Annotated in this window: 21 protein-coding genes; 9 read left to right on the forward strand and 12 right to left on the reverse strand. The window is 66.3% G+C overall.

Annotation, left to right across the window (positions count from 1 at the left end; all coding sequences use genetic code 11):
- The first annotated feature begins 63 nt into the window (after positions 1-63).
- Entirely contained in the window at positions 64-1,080 is a 1,017-nt protein-coding gene (locus AC07VI_RS11295; protein WP_086147689.1) for a M14 family zinc carboxypeptidase, read from the forward strand.
- Positions 1,077-1,886, forward strand: a complete 810-nt coding sequence (locus AC07VI_RS11300; RefSeq protein WP_086147690.1) for an alpha/beta fold hydrolase — start codon at positions 1,077-1,079, stop codon at positions 1,884-1,886. The genes AC07VI_RS11295 and AC07VI_RS11300 overlap by 4 nt, the downstream gene beginning before the upstream one ends.
- Positions 1,887-1,955: 69 nt before the next feature.
- Here AC07VI_RS11300 and AC07VI_RS11305 read toward each other — a convergent pair whose 3' ends face one another.
- Together AC07VI_RS11305 and AC07VI_RS11310 are read right to left on the reverse strand one after the other, a co-directional pair.
- Entirely contained in the window at positions 1,956-3,086 is a 1,131-nt protein-coding gene (locus AC07VI_RS11305) for a YbfB/YjiJ family MFS transporter (protein WP_492993842.1), read from the reverse strand.
- A complete protein-coding gene (locus AC07VI_RS11310; protein WP_086147723.1) occupies positions 3,083-3,958 on the reverse strand; it encodes a LysR substrate-binding domain-containing protein in 876 nt (291 codons plus the stop codon). Before AC07VI_RS11310 ends, AC07VI_RS11305 begins: the two co-directional genes overlap by 4 nt.
- A gap of 87 nt (positions 3,959-4,045) precedes the next feature.
- Between AC07VI_RS11310 and AC07VI_RS11315 the strand changes: the two genes are divergently transcribed.
- Both AC07VI_RS11315 and AC07VI_RS11320 read left to right on the forward strand, forming a co-directional pair.
- Positions 4,046-5,107 carry an NAD(P)H-dependent flavin oxidoreductase gene (locus AC07VI_RS11315; RefSeq protein ID WP_086147691.1) on the forward strand — a complete coding sequence of 354 codons (1,062 nt, stop codon included), beginning with the start codon at positions 4,046-4,048 and terminating at the stop codon, positions 5,105-5,107.
- A 104-nt stretch (positions 5,108-5,211) separates the two neighbouring features.
- Positions 5,212-5,481 carry a hypothetical protein gene (locus AC07VI_RS11320; protein WP_492993841.1) on the forward strand — a complete coding sequence of 90 codons (270 nt, stop codon included), beginning with the start codon at positions 5,212-5,214 and terminating at the stop codon, positions 5,479-5,481.
- A 15-nt stretch (positions 5,482-5,496) separates the two neighbouring features.
- On the opposite strand, the gene AC07VI_RS11325 is transcribed toward AC07VI_RS11320, so the two are convergent.
- From AC07VI_RS11325 to AC07VI_RS11350, 6 genes are all read right to left on the reverse strand, one after another.
- On the reverse strand, positions 5,497-5,655 hold the full coding sequence (locus AC07VI_RS11325) for a hypothetical protein (RefSeq protein WP_157792397.1): 159 nt from the start codon (positions 5,653-5,655) through the stop codon (positions 5,497-5,499).
- A gap of 96 nt (positions 5,656-5,751) precedes the next feature.
- Positions 5,752-6,393, reverse strand: a complete 642-nt coding sequence (locus AC07VI_RS11330) for a hypothetical protein (protein ID WP_492993840.1) — start codon at positions 6,391-6,393, stop codon at positions 5,752-5,754.
- Between the two features lie 101 nt (positions 6,394-6,494).
- Complete coding sequence (locus tag AC07VI_RS11335) at positions 6,495-6,959, reverse strand: hypothetical protein (protein ID WP_492993838.1); 465 nt, start codon at positions 6,957-6,959, stop codon at positions 6,495-6,497.
- Positions 6,960-6,990: 31 nt separating this feature from the next.
- Positions 6,991-7,407, reverse strand: a complete 417-nt coding sequence (locus AC07VI_RS11340; protein WP_086147693.1) for a hypothetical protein — start codon at positions 7,405-7,407, stop codon at positions 6,991-6,993.
- Positions 7,408-7,512: 105 nt separating this feature from the next.
- A complete protein-coding gene (locus tag AC07VI_RS11345) occupies positions 7,513-8,313 on the reverse strand; it encodes a TOTE conflict system archaeo-eukaryotic primase domain-containing protein (protein WP_492993836.1) in 801 nt (266 codons plus the stop codon).
- 222 nt (positions 8,314-8,535) lie between these two features.
- Complete coding sequence (locus AC07VI_RS11350) at positions 8,536-9,933, reverse strand: MFS transporter (protein WP_492993834.1); 1,398 nt, start codon at positions 9,931-9,933, stop codon at positions 8,536-8,538.
- Positions 9,934-10,008: 75 nt separating this feature from the next.
- On the opposite strand from AC07VI_RS11350, the gene AC07VI_RS11355 reads away from it, so the two are divergent.
- Together AC07VI_RS11355 and gstA are read left to right on the forward strand one after the other, a co-directional pair.
- Positions 10,009-10,905: a LysR family transcriptional regulator gene (locus AC07VI_RS11355; RefSeq protein ID WP_492993832.1), complete on the forward strand. Its 897-nt coding sequence runs from the start codon at positions 10,009-10,011 to the stop codon at positions 10,903-10,905.
- Between the two features lie 109 nt (positions 10,906-11,014).
- Positions 11,015-11,629, forward strand: coding sequence for a glutathione transferase GstA (gene gstA, locus AC07VI_RS11360; RefSeq protein ID WP_492993830.1), 615 nt, complete (start codon positions 11,015-11,017; stop codon positions 11,627-11,629).
- Positions 11,630-11,651: 22 nt separating this feature from the next.
- Here gstA and AC07VI_RS11365 read toward each other — a convergent pair whose 3' ends face one another.
- Positions 11,652-12,104 carry a PaaI family thioesterase gene (locus AC07VI_RS11365; RefSeq protein WP_086147698.1) on the reverse strand — a complete coding sequence of 151 codons (453 nt, stop codon included), beginning with the start codon at positions 12,102-12,104 and terminating at the stop codon, positions 11,652-11,654.
- 156 nt (positions 12,105-12,260) lie between these two features.
- On the opposite strand from AC07VI_RS11365, the gene AC07VI_RS11370 reads away from it, so the two are divergent.
- On the forward strand, positions 12,261-12,833 hold the full coding sequence (locus tag AC07VI_RS11370; protein WP_086147699.1) for a DUF4337 domain-containing protein: 573 nt from the start codon (positions 12,261-12,263) through the stop codon (positions 12,831-12,833).
- 6 nt (positions 12,834-12,839) lie between these two features.
- Here the strand turns inward: AC07VI_RS11370 and AC07VI_RS11375 are convergent, their stop codons facing one another.
- The 3 genes from AC07VI_RS11375 to AC07VI_RS11385 form a co-directional block, all read right to left on the reverse strand.
- Entirely contained in the window at positions 12,840-13,460 is a 621-nt protein-coding gene (locus AC07VI_RS11375; protein WP_099420793.1) for a ParB-like protein, read from the reverse strand.
- A gap of 49 nt (positions 13,461-13,509) precedes the next feature.
- The gene (locus AC07VI_RS11380) at positions 13,510-15,171 is read right to left on the reverse strand and encodes a SulP family inorganic anion transporter (protein WP_086147701.1); all 1,662 of its coding nucleotides are present in this window, start codon (positions 15,169-15,171) and stop codon (positions 13,510-13,512) included.
- A 64-nt stretch (positions 15,172-15,235) separates the two neighbouring features.
- Positions 15,236-15,544: a hypothetical protein gene (locus AC07VI_RS11385; RefSeq protein WP_492993827.1), complete on the reverse strand. Its 309-nt coding sequence runs from the start codon at positions 15,542-15,544 to the stop codon at positions 15,236-15,238.
- A 118-nt stretch (positions 15,545-15,662) separates the two neighbouring features.
- Here AC07VI_RS11385 and AC07VI_RS11390 point away from each other — a divergent pair, with 118 nt between their 5' ends.
- Complete coding sequence (locus tag AC07VI_RS11390) at positions 15,663-16,760, forward strand: acyl-CoA dehydrogenase family protein (RefSeq protein WP_086147703.1); 1,098 nt, start codon at positions 15,663-15,665, stop codon at positions 16,758-16,760.
- Between the two features lie 114 nt (positions 16,761-16,874).
- Positions 16,875-17,708: an HDOD domain-containing protein gene (locus tag AC07VI_RS11395; RefSeq protein ID WP_226935611.1), complete on the forward strand. Its 834-nt coding sequence runs from the start codon at positions 16,875-16,877 to the stop codon at positions 17,706-17,708.
- The last annotated feature ends 51 nt before the right edge of the window (positions 17,709-17,759 follow it).

Consider the following 17,759-nt stretch of genomic DNA (forward strand, 5'->3'; position numbering starts at 1 on the left):
GGGACATCGAGCACGGCGGCAATTTCGGCTACACTGGCTGCTACTTTCCCTTTCAGACGCCTGATGATCGAAAAGAACCTGCCCGAGCTGGTCATGCTGAAACGCCTCATCGACGAGGGCGGCAGCCACCTGGAAGTGGCCACGCCCTGCAGCATCGCCATGGATGGGCGCGAATTTCCCGTGTACACGATTGCCCTGGGCAACCCCGGCCCGGACGTGCCCGCGCTGGGCTTTTTCGGCGGCATCCACGGCCTCGAACGCATCGGCACGCAAGTGCTGCTGTCCTTCCTGGAAAGCCTGTTGGCGCGCCTGCGCTGGGACGCCACCCTGCACCAGCAGCTGGAAACCATGCGCCTCGTGTTCATGCCGCTGGTCAATCCCGGCGGCATGTGGCAAGCCACACGCTGCAATCCGCAGGGCGTGGACCTGATGCGCAACGCGCCGCTGAGCGCGCGCGAAAGCGTGCCGTTCATGCTGGGCGGCCAGCGCTACAGCCGGCGCCTGCCGTGGTACCGGGGGCCGCAGGGCGCGCCGATGGAGCCGGAAAGCCGGGCCGTGTGCGAGCTCGTCGAGCGCGAACTGCTGTCGCGCCAGTTCAGCATGGCGCTCGACTGCCATTCCGGCTTCGGCTTGCGCGACCGCATCTGGTTTCCTCACGCGCACACCAAGGTGCCGATCGCGCATCTGGCCGACATCGGCGCGCTGGAGGAGCTGTTCAGCGAAAGCTATCCCAACCACAACTATGTGTTCGAGCCGCAAAGCCGCCAATACCGCACGCACGGCGACCTGTGGGATTATCTGTATTTGAACGGCACCAGCTACAGCGAGCGCGTGTTCCTGCCGCTGACGCTGGAAATGGGCTCCTGGCTGTGGGTCAAGAAAAACCCGCGCCAGCTGTTCAACCGCGTCAGCATCTTCAACCCCACGGCCGCGCACCGCCTGCAGCGCGTGCTGCGCCGGCATCTGGTGTGGTTCGACTTCCTCATGCGCGCCGCCAGCAGCCACGGCCGCTGGATGCCCGAGGGGCTGGCGAGAAAAGCGCAGCGCCGGCGCGCCCTGGCGCAATGGTATGAAACATGACGCAGATCAACACGGGCGACCGCTGGGTGCTGCTGCGCGGCCTGATGCGCGAGCAGCGCCACTGGGGCCGCTTTCCCGCCACCCTGGCGCGCGCCCTGCCCGGCGCCACCATCATCACGCCCGACCTGCCCGGCAATGGCACGCAGCATGCGCAGGACAGCGCCACCCGCGTGTCGCGCATGGTGGAAAGCTGCCGCCAGGAGCTGCTGGCGCGCGGCATTGCGCCGCCGTACCGCCTGCTGGCCCTGTCGCTGGGCGGCATGGCGGCCGTCGAATGGGCGCACCGCTACCCGCACGAAGTCGCCTGCTGCGTGCTCGTCAACACCAGCATGCGGCCGTACAGCCCGTTTTACCGGCGCCTGCGCTGGCAGAATTACGGCGCCCTGCTGCGCCAGCTGCTGCTGGGCGACGCGCGCAGCCAGGAAGCATTGATATTGCGCCTGACCAGCCGCCGGCATGCGGGCGGCAACCCCGCGCTGCTGGCCGACTGGCTCAGCTACCAGCAGCAATACCCGGTCAGCCGCCGCAACGCGCTGCGCCAGCTGCTGTCGGCCGCCCGCTACCGCGCTCCGCTCACCCGCCCGGCCATGCCCGTGCTGGTGATGGCCGGCGCACAGGACCGGCTGGTCGACCACCGCTGCTCGCAGCGCCTGGCGCGCGCCTGGCAGGCCGATTGCCTGATCCACCGCGACGCGGGCCACGACCTGCCCCTGGACGAGGGGGAATGGCTGGCGCAATCGGTGGCGCGCTGGCTGGGGGTGGAAGTGACGAACCATGCCGCTGCAGGGCAGTCATCATGCGGATAACAAACCAGCATACAGACCAACTGGCGGCGCTGGCAGAGGCCGGCGTGCACGTACGCATGTCTCTGAGTCCTACAAGCGCAGGCTGACGGCAATGGCCAGCAGCAGCGCGCCGGCCGCGGCCAATAGTGCGCTATTAAAATTGTGCGACTGCGCATACAGGCTGCCGGCCAGCACGGGGCCGATGATCTGGCCCACGCCGTACACCACCGTCATCCTGGCCATCATATTGGTCCCGGCCTTGACGGCGGCCCGCTGCGCGGCCGGCATGGCGATGGTTACCGTGCCGACAAACGTGCCGCCGACGAGGATGGCGCTGAGCAGGTAGCCGGCGGCCGACGGCGCCAGCACGGGCAAGGCCACGCCCAGCGCCTGCAGCAGCAGATTGAGCCGCAGCGCCCGGCGCGTGCCCAGGCGTTCGTGCAGCCGGTGCCACAGGAAGCACGACGGCGCAGCGCCCAGGCCGAAGACGGCCCACACGTGGGCGGAATTGAGTCCGGGCAAGGCCGCGCCCACCAGCACGGGCAGATACGTGGCCGTGACGATGTAGCCGAGCCCCGCCAGCCCGTAGATCAGCACCAGCGGCCACGGTGCCACGGATGCCAGCGCCGGTGCAGCTGCTTGCGGCGGCGCATCCGGCGGCGCCTGGCCGCCGGCGGCAATCGCCGGCGCGGCCGCCAGCCCCGCCAGCACGGTGACGCCGGACAGCAGCAGCCACATGCCCGCGCTGTGCAGGCCCAGGCGGGCTGCCAGCACCAGCAATTCGGCCGACACGGCAATGCCGGCGCCCACGCCCGCATACAGCAGCGGCGCCCCGCGCCCCTGCCCGCGCTGCACCAGCAGCCACAAGGAAGCGGCCACCATGGCCAGAGCGCTGAAGACGCCCGCCGCGCCCCGCACCGCCACGAAGAGCCAGACAGGCATCGGCATCGCCAGCACGCCCAGGCACAGCGCCGTGCCGACCACCGACCACAGGCACAGCCCGTGCGCGCCGGACGCCCGCGCGCGCATGGCCAGGATGGCGCCCAGCAAATAACCGGCATAGTTGGCCGAGGCGGCCAGGCTGCCGTCGCGCAAGCTCAAGACGCCTTCCGCCACCATGAGCGGGTAGATGGCCGTGAAGGCGAAGCGGCCGAAGCCCATGCCGATGGCCAGAATGGCCGCCGCGGCGATGGCCGAACCCAGCCTGGCGGCCCCGCTCACGGCGCCGCCTCGCCCAGCTGCGCCAGCAAATGCCGGAAAGCGGGCACGTCGAAGCCCGCGCGCCACACCAGCAAGGTGTCGGCTTGCCCGACGGAAATCGTGGCCAGCACGGCCCGCGCATCGGACAGCGCCAGCACGCTGGCCGGCAGCACGGTCACGCAGGCGCCGGCCGCCACGCAGGCGATCATGGTGTGGTAGGAACTCAGCTCCTGCACGCGCCAATCGGTCGAACCTGCAACGCCCAGCACCTCTTCGGCGATGCCGCGGTAGGTGCAGCCTTGGGGAAATGCCGCCAGCGAGCGCGTGCGCACGTCCGCGGGGCGGCGCGCCTGCGCTTCGCTGGCCGGCAGCAGCAAGCACAGTTCCTCGCGCCACACGGCTTGCGACGCCAGGCCCAGTTCCTGCAGCGCGGCCTTGCCGCCGAACGCTGGCGGCAAGGCGACAAAAGCGCAGTCGAGCAGACCCGTGCGCACTTGCTCGATCAGGGGACGCGACGGCCCCGTGCCCAGTTCCAGCCGGGTCGCCGGATAGCGGGCGTGATACGCGGCCAGCAGCGCCGGCAGGCGGCTGGCCGCCGTGCTTTCCATGCTGCCCACGCGCAAGGTTCCGCCCTCGCGCCCGCCCGTGACGACGTGGCGGGCCTCGTCCGCCAGCGCCAGCAAACGCCGCGCATACTCGAGAAAGCGCTCGCCCGCCGCCGTCAGCGCCATGCGTTTATTGGCGCGCACGAACAATTCCGCGCCGATATCGGCTTCCAGCTGCTGGATGCGCGTGGTGACGCTGGACGGCGCGCGGCCCAGCCTGGCCGCGGCCTGGGTGACGCTCAGCTCACTGGCCACGGCGCAGAAAATCGTCAGGGATTCCATGTCCATCATGTTCTCGGTTGAAGAATTATCATGATATTATATTCTTAAATTAAGAATTGAATGCAGCATCCTCAACTTGATGAAGGAAACATCATGACTTCAATCCAGCGCTTCCTCGGCCGCCTCGGCCTGCAGCACCCCATCATCCAGGCGCCGATGGCGGGCGTTTCCACGCCGCGCATGGCGGCCGCCGTCTCGCATGCGGGCGGCCTCGGTTCGCTGGCCATCGGCGCGGGCACGGTGGCGCAGGCGCGCCAGATGATCGAGGAAACCCGCGCGCTGACGGACCGCCCCTTCAATGTGAACGTGTTCTGCCATGCGCCGGCGGCGCGCGATGCGCGGCGCGAAGCGGCCTGGCTGGCCCACCTGGCGCCCCTGTTCGCGGAGCTGGGCGCGCCTGTGCCCGTGGCACTCGATGAGATATATCAAACGTTTCTCGGCAATGAGGCAGCGTTTGCCCTGTTGCTGGAACAGCGTCCCGCCGTCGTCAGCTTCCATTTCGGCTTGCCGGCGCGGCAGCAGATCGCCGCCCTGCGCCAGGCCGGCGTCTACACCATGGCCACGGCCACCAGCGTGCGCGAAGCGGCGCTGATCGAACAGGCGGGCGTCGACGCCATCGTGGCGCAGGGCGTGGAAGCGGGCGGGCACCGGGGCGTGTTCGATCCGCAGGCGCCCGACGAGCGCCACAGCACGTCAGTACTGCTGCGCCTGCTGGCGGGCCGCACCACCCTGCCCCTGATCGCCGCCGGCGGCATCATGGATGGACAAGGCATCCGCGCCGCGCTGGACCTGGGCGCCGCGGCGGCCCAGCTGGGCACGGCCTTCGTGCTGTGCCCGGAATCGTCGGCCAATGCGGGCTACCGCGCCAAGCTGCAAAGCGCGCGGGCCGCTAGCACGCGCCTGACCAGCGTGCTCTCTGGCCGCCTGGCGCGCGGCATCGTGAACCGCCTGATCGAATATGGCGAAGCGCCGGGCAGCCCGCCGCCGGCCGATTATCCCGTCGCCTACGATGCCGCCAAGCAACTGAATGCGCTGGCAAGCCGGCACGGCGACAGCGAATTCGCCGCGCAATGGGCCGGCCAGGGCGCGCCGCTGGCGCGGGAAATGGGGGCGGAGGCACTGGTATTGACCTTGGCAAGGGAAATGACGGCTTGATGTACGGATGCCGCTCACCTGCGTGCCGCCATGACAGCTATTCAGTTGGCTGCGCGCCGTCCGGATGCTGCGACCAATGATTGCATCCGGCCCCGAATCCATCCTTGATCGCAGTTGAATCAGATAAACAACATGCGCTTTCCAGTTGCTGGCATCCTGGCCATATCGGAAAAGCCTTGGAAGAAGAATGGAATGTTGTCTGCCGGGTCACCACGCAAACGACCACGTACTTTGCCCCAGGTGGCGATGGCAATGTGCGTTTCAGGCTCCCCCACTACCAGTACGGGGCCTTGCGTATCGTCCAGCCATGCATACTCGCCACCATACTGTGTACGCGCAACTTCAAGGATATAGCAACCGAACAGTTGAGCTAAACCTGAAATTTGGGATTAGGGCATTTCTTCTGCATGACTTGATGCTTCCGCGAGCATCTCTTCCACGATTGAAAGGCTGGCTTCAGAAAAATCAAGACCGCCATTGGAGCGCTCATGAACGGCATCTATGGCGCGCTTGGCCGTATTGACCACGTCCAGAAGAACTGTTGTCATTAATTTCCTTTACATAATCTTATGCTTGATCATTCCGTCCGCTCCCGCCTCTTCCTTCACGCCCGGAAGTCCTCGTGGAGGCAGCAGGCGCCTCGTTCAATTCGACACGTGGAAACTGAACCACTTGTTTTCTGTTGCTTGAAGTAAGCCCCGAATCCCGAAGTAAAGGTCGATTCCTTTAATTTCGACAGGCAATGAAGCCAACTTTGGAAGCAATTCGTCCACCCATCCAGGTTTTAAAAAGGTTTTCAGCACACGTAGCGTATTCTGCTCATCTTGAATATCAAGGATGGTGAGATTATTGATTCGATCCTTGCCAAGTGGCGCCATGCCGATACCTTGATAATACGCCCATATATGGGCAACAGGTCCTGTGTAGGAACCGAAAGAGATCAGACGGCGAGGATTTTTGATGACAAGATTCCCGCCGCAACCTATCCAGCCAATCGGAAAGTAGAACGTGTCGCCGTTTTCAAGGACCTGCTCTCGCCGGTAACCCATTTCCGATGCGCTATTTCCAACAAACAGGCTCGATAAGTAAAGCGCTTCAGCTTCCTTGAAAATTTCGGTGTCGGTTTCGGCAGGTCGGTAATCAAAGTCGGCCAGGCAAGGTTGAGTACCACTAGCTGCTGTAGTAGCGCATTCCTGTCTATCGACAACGAGACCGCAGCAGATACAAACAGTTGCGCCTGACGGGCCATATAAACCACACATTTCGCAGATGGAACGTTCGTTCATATACTCCCATAATAAATTGGCTGCATGTGACGTGGCCGGTCAAGATGCGCCGTTGGCGCGAGAAATAACAACGATACCATACGCCGCACGCCAGTTGCTTGTCATATTTTATATCGTCGCCAAAATACATAGAAAACCAGACCGCAGAGAAAACCATGCACTCCGAACCATAGGGCGATTGCAGCATACTCCAGCCACGCTGGCGTCATCGGATGACCATGGTCATACAACATAGAAACATGCTCATGCCATTGAATATTTGTCGTATATCCATGTACGTTGCGGGGACGCGCGATAATCATATAAGGGAGCATCGCAAGGACGGTGGCACAGCCGTTTAAACTGAAGAAATTGAGTTTTTGTGTCTTGTGTAGCGCATCAAAGCACGGAATACCGAACAAGAGTATTGCCAAACCAGAAAAAAGCAGTACAGCTGCCGGGTAAAAAACCAACACTTCCAAGGGAGGAAATTCGCCTGGGAAGATGACAAGGAAGGTAATCAGACCAGGCAATGGCTGCAATAAAATGGCGACAATGGTGGCAAGAGCAATATGCAAAGTCTTCATGAATCTAGTATTCTAGTAGCCGCAATAGGCGTTAATCAAAGACAATTCGCTGCCCCAGCTCAAATATATTTTCATGGCAATAAAATAGAATAAGAGGCGTGTCGTTCGAATATACCATCGCGTCATCGCGTAAAGGGACAAAGATATCCGGCCAATTTTCTATGAAGAACACGCTGCTGCATGAAAAGCACTCGTCCTCTCCAAACACAACGACAAGCTGCTGCGCTCCCGGCACGCGAGCACGCAGCCATTGAGTAGCGGTGGCCGCATCCTCTGCGCATTCGAAGCGCTCGACCGAGCCGACGCTGTTGCCGTTCAGCCCGGAATGCGTCTTCGAGTCATAAAGGCCAAGCAAGTCATATGCACGTCGCGCAGCCACCGCATCAAGCCAGACGATCTGCGCCGAGTGATGTTTTAACTCCTGAGCCCGCCAATGCGTTACGTTCATGCTCTCTCAACATCTACAATGTTCACGGCCATACGTTCAGCGAGTGAGGGAAGCGGCCGGCAATGACGCCTGTCGCCAACGCAGGAACACCGGCACAGCGCTCCGCTACGGCAACCGGTGCCGGAACGTCGGCTCGATATGGCGCGCGTGCAGCCAGCGCACGATGTCTTCCAGCGTGGCATCCTGCAGCAGCAAGCCTGACGCGGTGGCAGACGTTACCGACGGCAACGCAGCTGCCACGGGAACGGGCGCAGGCACGGCATCGACCAGCCCCGCATGTCCCTGCAATTTCGCCAGCGCCTGCGCGAACTGGGCTGGATTGATGCTGCGCAAGCTTTCCAGGAAGCCCAGCTGGGCGGCCGGTGGCGGCGGCATGTCCAGGCCCGGCTCGTCGACGAAGGCGGCGCCCATGCTGGGGTGGATGAAGGCGGCCCACTTGCCCGACGGCTGCAGGCATGGCGGCAGCGCCGCCTGTTCCACGTAGGCGGGCGGCGCAACGGCGAGGATGTCGGTCGAGGCGGGTAAAAAAGTGGAACGCAACAGCTGCGCGAACTGGCGCGCCTGGGCGGCGGGCACGGGCGTGGCCAGCGACAGCCACAATTGGAACGCCGTGCCAGAGATGCTGACGGCGGGCGCCGGCAAGTCCAGCTCATGCTGCACGGCATTGGCGATCGTGCACAGCGCGCTCCAGTGCGCTTCGCCGCCGCCCTTGCCGCCAAACTCCAGCACCAGCGCGCGCGCCAGGCCGCGTTCGCTCACCAGCTGCACGACCACCGTCTGCTCGCCGGACAAATGGCGCGCCAGCACGGCCGGCATCAAAGGCTGGGCGCCGCCCTGCGCATCGACGTATTGCTGCTGTTCCTCGAACAGGTACAGGCGGGTGAGTGCGGAAATCAGTTTATGCATGGGCGGCCTCGTAATGACGTTGAGCAACACTTGTCAACGTGCACGGATTATAGCCTCCCGGCCCCTGGCGCACCCGAGCGACCGGCGCGAAACACCAGCCCGCTGGCCGCGGCACACAGACAGGCCGCCACGCCGCCGTACAGCATCACGGCGCCAAAGATTTGTGCCAGCGCAAGCCTGACGACGCCGGCCGAGGCGTTCGGCCGATGGCTGCGCGAGTGGTCAGCCGCGCCGGCGGCATGACAGCACCAGCAGCAAGGCCAGCGCCAGCATGGCGGCCGCGCTGCCCAGCGCCACGGTGACGCGGTGCGCCAGCAGCGGCACGCCCGCCAGCTGGCCCGCGCCCACGCCTGCCACGGCCACCAGCGTCGCCAGCCCCAGCGAACTGCCCAGCTGGTGCGCCACGTTGACGATGCCAGATGCCGCGCCCGCATCCTGTGCCGGCACGCCGGCCACGCCGGCCGCCGTCAGCGGACTCAGGGCCATGCCCTGCCCCGCGCCGATCAGCAGCATCGGCAGGGCCACGCCCAGCCAGTAGGCCGTGTCCGCGTCGACACGGCTCAGCCATGCCATGCCCAGCAGGGTCAAGCCCAGTCCCATGGCCAGCAGGCGCGCATTGCCCAGGCGGCGCATCAAACGCGGCACGCACAGGGCCACGCCGAAGTTCACCAAAGTCATGGGCAGGAAAGCGAGGCCCGTCAACGATGGCGGATAGCCGAGCACCACTTGCAAAAATTGCGTGGTGAAAAAGAAGAAGCCGATCATGGCCCCCATGAACAGCACCCTGGCCCCGTACGCCGCATTGCGTTGCCTATCGGCAAACAGGCGCAGCGGCAAGATCGGTTGCGCAGCGCGCCGCTCGATGGCAATGAAAGCGGCCAGCAGCAGCACGCCTGCCGCCAAGGCGCCTTGGGTCAGGGCATCGCCCCAGCCGGCGCCGGCCGAGCGGATCAAGCCATACACGAGGGCCGCCATTCCGACGGTCGAGCTGGCGGCGCCGGCCACGTCGAAGCGGCCCCGGCTCGTTTCACTTTCCGCAATGAAACGGCGCGCGGCCACCAGCATGGCGGCGCCGATGGGCAGGTTGAGGAAGAAGCCCACGCGCCACGACAGCCATTCGGCCAGCACGCCGCCCAGCACCAGGCCCACGCTGGCGGCGATACCGGCCACGGCGCTGTACAGGGCGATGGCCCGCGTGCGCTCGCGCCCCTCCGCAAACGTGGTTTGCAACAGTGCCAGCGTGGATGGCGCCAGGATGGCCGCGCCCGCGCCCTGGATGGCGCGCGCGGCGATCAGCATGGCCGGCGACTGCGCCAGGCCGATGGCCAGCGACGCCGAGGTGAACAGCGCCAGGCCCAGCTGCAGCAGGCGGCGCCGGCCAACCGCATCGCCGGCGCGCGCGGCCAGCAGCAGCAAGCCGCCAAACGTCAGCGTATACGCGCTTTGCACCCAGGCCAGGACCGTATCCGTAAAGCCCAGTTCCTGATGGATTTTCGGCAAGCCCGTCAGCACGATGGACGTGTCGAGCACGATCATCACATAGCTGACGAGGATGATGGCGAGGATGGCCGCCTTGTGCGGCGGGGACGGCGCGGCGGCGTGAGCGGGAAGAGTTTTCATGCCACCACTATAAGGCTGGCGCATTACGATGAATAGATGCTAAAGTCCGCATGAACTTATTAGCAGGATTAATGAATGGCGCAGACCAACTTCAACGACATCCTCGCCTTCGTGGCCGTGGCCCGCGCAGGCAGTTTTACCCGGGCGGCGGCCACGCTGGGCGTGTCGCAGTCGGCGCTGAGCCAGACGGTGCGCGCGCTGGAAGAACGGCTCGGTCTGCGCCTGCTGGTGCGCACCACGCGCAGCGTCTCGCCCACGGACGCGGGCGAACAGCTGCTGCGCACGGTGGCGCCCCGCTTCGACGAGATCGAGGCGGAGCTGGCCCTGCTCAGCGAGCGGCGCGACAAGCCGGCCGGCAACATCCGCATCAGCGCGGGCGAGCATGCGGCGCTGACCATTTTGCAACCGGCCATCGCCCGTTTGCTGCCGGACTATCCCGACATCAATATCGAGGTCGTCGTCGACAACGGCATGACCGATATCGTCGCCGCGCGCTGCGATGCGGGCGTGCGCCTGGGCGAGCAAGTGGCCAGGGACATGATCGCCATGCCCATCGGCCCGGATTTCCGCATGGCTATCGTCGGCTCGCCCGCCTACTTCGGCCGCCACGCGCCGCCCGCCACGCCGCAGGACTTGATGGCGCACAACTGCATCAATATGCGCCTGCCCACCCTGGGCGGCCTGTATGCCTGGGAATTCGCCAAGGATGGACAGGAACTGAAAGTGCGCGTCGAAGGGCAACTGACGGTCAACAACATGGCCATGCGCCTGCATGGCGCGCTCGACGGCCTGGGCCTGGCCTGCATGGCCGAAGATATCGTGCTGCCCTGCCTGGCCGACGGCCGCCTGGTCCGCGTGCTGGACGACTGGTGCCCCGCGTATGCGGGCTACCAGCTGTACTACCCGAGCCGGCGCCACCCCTCGCCGGCGTTCACCGTGCTGCTCGACACCTTGCGCTATCGGGGAGTTTGAGGCAGCGCAATCATTCACCGGGGGGCAACAGTGAATTGAATGAACGCGCATTTACCGTGCGGCGGCGCAGGACTATAGTGGCATCTTTCCCACCTGATCAAGGATCGCCATGAAACTCTTCTACTCGCCGGGCGCCTGCTCGCTGGCACCCCACATCATCGCGCGCGAAACGGGCGCGGCCTTCACCCTCGTGAAGGTCGACCTGGGCCAGCACCGGACGCAGGAAGGCAGCGATTACTACGCACTGAACCCGAAAGGCCAGGTGCCCCTGCTGGTTCTCGACGATGGAGCCACCCTGAGCGAAGGCCCCGTCATCGCCCAGTACCTGGCCGAACTGGCGGGCCGGCACGACCTGCTGCCGCCCGTGGGCAAGCTGGCCCGCTACCAGGTGCTGGAATGGCAGAACTACATCACCTCCGAGCTGCACAAATCGTTCAGCCCCCTGTTCGATCCCCGCTACGACGCCGCCGCCAAAGAATTATTCATCGAGCAACTTGGCAAAAAATATAAGTACGTGGACAGCCGCCTGGAAGGCCGCGCCTGCCTGACCGGCGAGCAATTCACCGTGGCCGACGCCTATCTGTTCGCCGTCACGGGCTGGGCGCCGAACGTGGGCGTGGATTTGTCGCAGCTGGCGCATGTGCAAGCCTTCCTGGGCAGGATGGCCCAGCGCAACAGCGTCAAGGCGGCTTGGGCAGCAGAAGGCCTGGCAAAAGCCGCCTGAATCCCGCGCCGTGGTGCACGGCTCACGTCTTTTCGGACTTGCCGTGCATCACCATGATGGTTTGCTGCATCAGCGCACACAGGGTTTCCTTGCCATCGCGCACGGCGAACACTTCGGCCTGCGTGACGATCAGGGTGCGCCCCGGACGCACCACCTTGCCGCGCGCGATCAGTTTCTCGCCATCGGCGGGCGCCAGCAGGTTCATCTTGTATTCCACCGTCAGCACGGAGGCGCCATCGGCCACCATGGTCATGGCCGCGTAACCGGCGGCCGAGTCCGCGATCATGCCCACCACGCCGCCATGCACGAAGCCGTGCTGCTGCTCGATGCCGCTCCAGTGCGGCACGTGGATTTCCGTGCTGCCATGCGCCACCACGGGCAGGCTGGCCTGGATCAGGGTCATGGCATTTTGCAAGTCAAAACTGGCGCGCACGCGGTCGGCGAAGTGCGGATCGGGAAGACGGGGCGTGTTCATGGGCTGTGCGCTTTCAGGGAGGGAACGCCGTACTGTACCCGCTTATGCCTGTCCGCGCCATGTTGCGGCGCTCGCCAGTTTGCATGGCGGATGCGGTAATATCGTCATGTCAACGCCAGCTCCCTCGCTCCCACCTGCCGCCGCGAAAGATCCGCCATGGAAGAAGAATACGAAGTACCGAGCCCCCATGAACATGCCGTGGAAGAGGCGACGGAGAAGGAACGCGACGGGCTGACGCAAAAAATCGCCCTGATGACGGCCATCCTCGCCACCGTCGGCGCCCTGATCAGCTACCAGAGCGGCAATGCGCAAAACGAAGCCATGTTCCTGAAGAACGAAAGCATCCTCAAGCAGGCGCAGGCGAGCGACCAATGGGCCTTGTACCAGGCGAAATCGACCAAGGGCCATATCGCCGAGGCGACGGCCGCCCTGGCCACGGTGCCCGAGGTGCGCACCCGCTACCTGGCGGAGCAGGCCAGGCAGGAAAGAGAAAAACGGGTCGTGCAAGCGGGCGCGCGCCAGCTGGAAGAACAATCGAAAAAACTGGGCGAGGCGTCGGAAGCCAAGCTGCGCCCGCACGAACGCCTGGCCATGGCCCTGACCTTCATCCAGATCGCCGTGGCGCTGGCCGCCATCACCGTGCTGACGCGGCGCCGCTGGCTGCTGTGGGGCTCCGTCGGCGCGGCGGCGGCCGGCATCCTGGCGGCCGGCAGCGCCTTCCTGCTGTAGACGCTGTCAGGCGGGCGGCAGCACGCCGCTCCAGCCGGGCAGATAGCGGGCCTGCTGGCTGCGCGCCAGCTTCATCGCTTGCGCCAGTGCCTTGGAGAAATTTTTTTGCAGGCTGGCCGGCGCAATGCGGCTGCGCAGGAAATCGGCCCACAAAAACTCGCTGAACGGCGTCACATCCTTGGCGTAGCCGCCCGCGCTGCGCAATTCGCCGGCCAGACTGCGGTAGGGATCGTCGCGCAAGCCGCTCAGGTGGCGGGGGATGGCGGAAAAATCGCGGCGCAAGCCTTCGCTGTCATACGGGTGCACCCACTGGTGGTGGTCCATCACATGCCAGAAGTGCAAGGGTTCCAGCCAGGACAGGTCCTTGAGTATCATCAGGCTGACGGTTTTCACGCCTTCCTGGTGCAGCGCCAGGCCGAAATGGTGGTGGTCGACGATGTAGTGGCGTCCTTCCGGGCCGATGATGCCGGGAAACCAGTGATCGGCCAGCGCCGCCGCCCGCGCCTTCCTGCCCAGGCTGGCCCAGTGCGCGCGCTTGAGCGCCACCTCGGCCATGCCGACCGTGATCTGCGTGGGCAGCAGCTTGTTCAGCCTTGCCTTGACCAGTTGCGGTTTCGCCCTTGTCATGCCATCTCCCGATATGCATCGCCTGGCCGCCAGCGTAGCATAGTCGCCGCTACTTTTCAGGCGCGGCAGCGTCCAGCAGGCGCACGGCCTCGGCCACGCTGAGTTCGCTGAGCAGCAGCGCCGGCCCCGCCTGGACGGCCAGCAGGTCGCCCAGCGCCAGCTGCAGCACCATGTACGCCGGCTCCTTCAGCCGCGCCAGGGCCAGGGACAGCCGCTGCTGGCGCACGAACGCGGCGAAGTCGCGCAAGGCTTCGACGCTGCTGCCATCGAGGTCGGGCGACTCTTCCAGACTGAGGATCACCTTGCGCAGCGGACCGGCCCGCTCTTCCACCAGGGCGCGCGCCAGGTGCAGGCTGCGCTCGGCATTGACAAAGAACAAGGGTTCGTCGAGGCGCAATATCAGCAGCTCCGGCTGCGCCCGCGCATTGCGGTGCAGCGCCAGCTTGACGTAGTCGTGGCTCTCGCCCAGCCGTCCCAGCACGGACATGCCGGGCCGCGACAGGCGGCGCAGCATCAGCAGCAGGCTGATGGCGATGGCCACCAGCAAGCCGTCGAGCACGCCGAACAGCAGCACGCCGGCAATCGCCGCCAGCACCAGCAGGCGGTCGCGGCGCCAGGCAAAGTAGGGTTGCAGGGAAACGGGGTTCAGGGTATGGCTGACGGCATGGATGACCACGGCGGCCAGCACGGGCACGGGCGTGAGCGCCACCAGCGGCAGCAGGGTCAGCACGATGACGCCTACCACGGCGGCGGCCACCAGGCCCGCCAGGCGCGAGGTAGCGCCGGCCGCCTCGTTGGCCGACGTGGCCGAATAGCCGGCGCCCACGGGCATGGCTTGCAGCAATCCCGCCAGCACATTGGCCATGCCCAGCGCCAGCAAGTCGCGCTCGGGCGCCACGGGGTCGCCGTGCTTCAAGGCAAAACTGCGGATGGCGCCATACGATTCCGCATACAGGATCAGCGCCAGCGCAAACGCCAGCTCGGCCAGGCGCGTCCATTCCGCCTGGGTCAGGCGCGGCAGGACGGGCATGGCCAGGCTGACGTCGATGGCGCCCACCAGGGCCACGCCGTGGCCGGGCAGGTCCAGCCAGCGGCCCGCGCCGATGCCCAGCGCGATGACGATCAGGCCGGCGGGCCAGCGCTGCGCGCGCCGCAGCAGGAACAGCAACAGCAGCGCCGCCGCGCACAGGGCCGCGCCGCGCCCGTTCCACTGTCCCGCCCGCGCCAGCAAGCCGGGCACGAGATGCAGCACGTCGCCCTGCGGCGGCTGCACGCCCAGCACGCCGGGCAGCTGCTTGACGATGATGACGATGGCCAGGCCGAAGGAAAAGCCGCGCAACACGGGCTTGGCGATGAATTGCGTGACGCTGCCCAGCCTGGCTACCCAGGCCAGCAGGAAAAATCCCCCCGTCAGCATCACCAGTCCCGCCATCAGCATGAGCCGGTGCCCCGCCGTGCCGCCCGGCATGGACGCCATGGCCGCGGCCAGCACGGCGGCCGACGACGAGGTGGCCGAAACGATGGCAAAGCGGCTCGTGCCCAGCACGCCATAGCAGAGCAGGCCCGCGAACAGGGCCAGGATGCCCGCCTGCGGCGCCAGGTTGCCGATGCTGGCATACGCCACCGCTTCCGGCAGCAGCAGGCCGGCAATCGACAGGCCGGCGCTGACATCCTGCCAGCGCTTCGTTTGCGTCGCAGCCGGTGTGCTCATGGCGAGGCTCCTGGTGGCTGGCACGGGTCCGCGCCATGGTGCGGCAAAACGGCGGCATGCGGGCTCACGGCGCCGCGGAGCTGCCCGCTTGCGTCACTTGTCTGGCGGCGCGAAAGATGGAATAGATCGCCGCGCCGATGCGTTCATGGGGCACGTCCGGCTCCGTCCGCAAGGCAACGCTGGCAATGTTCTTCTCGGCCAGGACGGCCAGCATCTCTTGCACCGTGTGGACGCGCTGGCCCGCCACGATGATGTCTTCCTTGCCCACCATGACGACCGGCGCCGGTGGCGGTGGCGGTGGCGGCACGCTGGCGCAAGCGGCCAGGCACAGCAGCAATGCCGCCGCGCTCCCTGCATGGACGATTTTGCACATGTTTTTCCCCTTTCCCGCAGCTTACAGGCGCCGGACTGGCGCCGCAACAGGCGCAGACTATCCCCGGCAAGCCGCGCCGTGCGAAAATGCCCGCCTTTGCCATTGCCGGACTTTCCTCATGCCGCACGCTGCCATTACTCCCCTTTCCGAGCGCGACGCGCGCCGCGTCGCGCGCCACGCCCAAGCGGCCGACGCCGCCCGCTTCCTGCACCCGGTCCAGCAAGCCTTGCTGCACCGGCGCGGCTGGCTGACGATGCTGGCGCCGCGCAGCGCGGGCGGCGCGGAACTGCCGTTGCCGCAGGCGGTGCGCCTGGAAGAAGCCGTGGCCGCCGCCGACGGCAGCATGGGCTGGGTGCTGACCCTGTGCGCGGGCGCCGGCTGGTTCGCCGGCTTTCTGGCGCCGGAACTGGCGCGGGCCATCATCGGCACGCCGCGCGTCTGCCTGGGCGGCAGCGGCGCGGCCACCGGCTACGCGGAGGAAGAGGGCGAAGGCTACCGCATCACGGGCAGCTGGGACTACGCCAGCGGCGCGCCCATGGCGACCCACTTCACCCTGAACGCCCGGCTGCAGCGCGCTGGCCAGCCCCTGCTCGACGAGCAAGGCAGGCCGCGCATCCGCGCCTTCCTCGTGCCGGCCGCGCAGGTGCAGCTGCTGCCCTCGTGGAACAGCCTCGGCATGCGCGCCAGCGCCTCGCACAGCTACCGCATCGACGGCGCATGGGTCGGCAAGGAACACGGCTTCACCATCGATGCGTCCGCCGCGACGGCCGCCGGCCCCCTGTACCGCTACCCGTTTTACTCGCTCGCCTACGTGACCCTGGCCGCCAACGTGGCCGGCATGGCCAGGCACTTCATGGAACTGGCCGAGGAATGCATGGGCCACCGCCGCCATGCGCGCGCCGGCCTGCCGCTGCTGGCGGTGCCGGCAGTGATATCCTTGCTGCAAAGCAAAAAAGACGCCTGCTCTGCCGCCCGCGCCCGCTACTACGCCGTGCTGGACGCCAGCTGGGCGCAGGTGGCAGGCGGCGCGGCGCTGGACGCGGACGCCATGCAGGCCGTGCAGGACAGCGCGCTCGACTTGGTCGCCGTCTGCCGCGCGGCCGTCGACGGCCTGTATCCGTATTGCGGCCTGTACGCGGCGCGCGAAGACAGCGCCATCAACCGCGTGTGGCGCGATTTCCATACGGCCAGCCAGCATGCGCTGCTGTTGCCATAAGCGGCAGGAACCCGGCACGCCGCCATGCCGCGCATGGCCGCTTCGGCATGCGGACGCCATGCAAGCGGCAATTGCCTGATAATATCGGGCATCGCGACTTCCCGGCCCCCATCCATGCACGTCAACACGCTCAGCAGCCTGGCCCAGCTCATGGCCTGCGCCGAAACGGAAACCCTGGCATTTCCTACCAGCATCAATACGGCCCTGCTCCTGCAGAAGGAGCTGGCCAACCCCGATTGCCATTCGGCCGACATCAGCCGGCTGCTGCTGTGCGAGCCGACCTTGTCGGCCCGCGCCGTGGCGCTGGCCAACTCGGCCATGTTCGCGCGCGGCCAGGCGCCCGCCGTCACCAGCGTGCGCGCGGCCGTCGAGCGCCTGGGCCACCGCAACCTGTATTCGCTGGCGACGGCGGCCGTCATCCGCCAGCTGAACGCCGGCATCCGCGACACGGCCTTGCGCACCCGCGCCACCCAGCTGTGGGCGCATACCGTGCATGTGGCGGCCCTGTCGCATGAAATCGCCGGCGCCGTCACGCAGACGGATGCCGATACGGCGCTGTTTGCCGGCATCGTGCATGAAGTGGCCGGTTTTTATCTGCTGGCCCAGGCCGACAAGACGCCGGGCCTGTACGCCCAGCTGGAAGCGCAGATGGCGCCCGCGCTGGAACTCGTCGGCCGCGCGCTGATGCGCCAGCTGGGCGTGCCGCAGGCCGTGGCTGACGCCATAGTCGCCCTGCCAGGCTCGACCATCATGCTGCCGCCCGAAGGCTTGCGCGACACCCTGCTGCTGGCCAAGGCGCTGGCGCCCGTGCCCTCGCCGCTGCCGCAGGCCAGCATCACCGTCAGCGACCGGCTGCGGGCCTACCTGGACAGCGATCCCGTGCTGCGCGCGCTGCGCGAGCAGCCCTCGGCCGAGGCCAGGGGCCTGATCGCCGTACTCCTCAGCTGAAAGACGATCTGCTATGATGGCGCAGGCCGGAAACGACCCGGCCCGCTTTCG

Source organism: Janthinobacterium sp. GW821-FHT03A03 (assembly GCF_059421435.1).

Coding starts and splice junctions, on each gene's coding strand:
- AC07VI_RS11340 (WP_086147693.1), bottom strand. CDS start 7,407: ATGAACGTAACGCATTGGCGGGCTCAGGAGTTAAAACATCACTCGGCG.
- AC07VI_RS11325 (WP_157792397.1), bottom strand. CDS start 5,655: ATGACAACAGTTCTTCTGGACGTGGTCAATACGGCCAAGCGCGCCATA.
- AC07VI_RS11295 (WP_086147689.1), top strand. CDS start 64: ATGATCGAAAAGAACCTGCCCGAGCTGGTCATGCTGAAACGCCTCATC.
- AC07VI_RS11380 (WP_086147701.1), bottom strand. CDS start 15,171: ATGAGCACACCGGCTGCGACGCAAACGAAGCGCTGGCAGGATGTCAGC.
- AC07VI_RS11370 (WP_086147699.1), top strand. CDS start 12,261: ATGGAAGAAGAATACGAAGTACCGAGCCCCCATGAACATGCCGTGGAA.
- AC07VI_RS11355 (WP_492993832.1), top strand. CDS start 10,009: ATGGCGCAGACCAACTTCAACGACATCCTCGCCTTCGTGGCCGTGGCC.
- AC07VI_RS11390 (WP_086147703.1), top strand. CDS start 15,663: ATGCCGCACGCTGCCATTACTCCCCTTTCCGAGCGCGACGCGCGCCGC.
- AC07VI_RS11330 (WP_492993840.1), bottom strand. CDS start 6,393: ATGAACGAACGTTCCATCTGCGAAATGTGTGGTTTATATGGCCCGTCA.
- AC07VI_RS11310 (WP_086147723.1), bottom strand. CDS start 3,958: ATGGACATGGAATCCCTGACGATTTTCTGCGCCGTGGCCAGTGAGCTG.
- gstA (WP_492993830.1), top strand. CDS start 11,015: ATGAAACTCTTCTACTCGCCGGGCGCCTGCTCGCTGGCACCCCACATC.
- AC07VI_RS11350 (WP_492993834.1), bottom strand. CDS start 9,933: ATGAAAACTCTTCCCGCTCACGCCGCCGCGCCGTCCCCGCCGCACAAG.
- AC07VI_RS11395 (WP_226935611.1), top strand. CDS start 16,875: ATGCACGTCAACACGCTCAGCAGCCTGGCCCAGCTCATGGCCTGCGCC.
- AC07VI_RS11315 (WP_086147691.1), top strand. CDS start 4,046: ATGACTTCAATCCAGCGCTTCCTCGGCCGCCTCGGCCTGCAGCACCCC.
- AC07VI_RS11345 (WP_492993836.1), bottom strand. CDS start 8,313: ATGCATAAACTGATTTCCGCACTCACCCGCCTGTACCTGTTCGAGGAA.
- AC07VI_RS11375 (WP_099420793.1), bottom strand. CDS start 13,460: ATGACAAGGGCGAAACCGCAACTGGTCAAGGCAAGGCTGAACAAGCTG.
- AC07VI_RS11300 (WP_086147690.1), top strand. CDS start 1,077: ATGACGCAGATCAACACGGGCGACCGCTGGGTGCTGCTGCGCGGCCTG.
- AC07VI_RS11365 (WP_086147698.1), bottom strand. CDS start 12,104: ATGAACACGCCCCGTCTTCCCGATCCGCACTTCGCCGACCGCGTGCGC.
- AC07VI_RS11385 (WP_492993827.1), bottom strand. CDS start 15,544: ATGTGCAAAATCGTCCATGCAGGGAGCGCGGCGGCATTGCTGCTGTGC.
- AC07VI_RS11335 (WP_492993838.1), bottom strand. CDS start 6,959: ATGAAGACTTTGCATATTGCTCTTGCCACCATTGTCGCCATTTTATTG.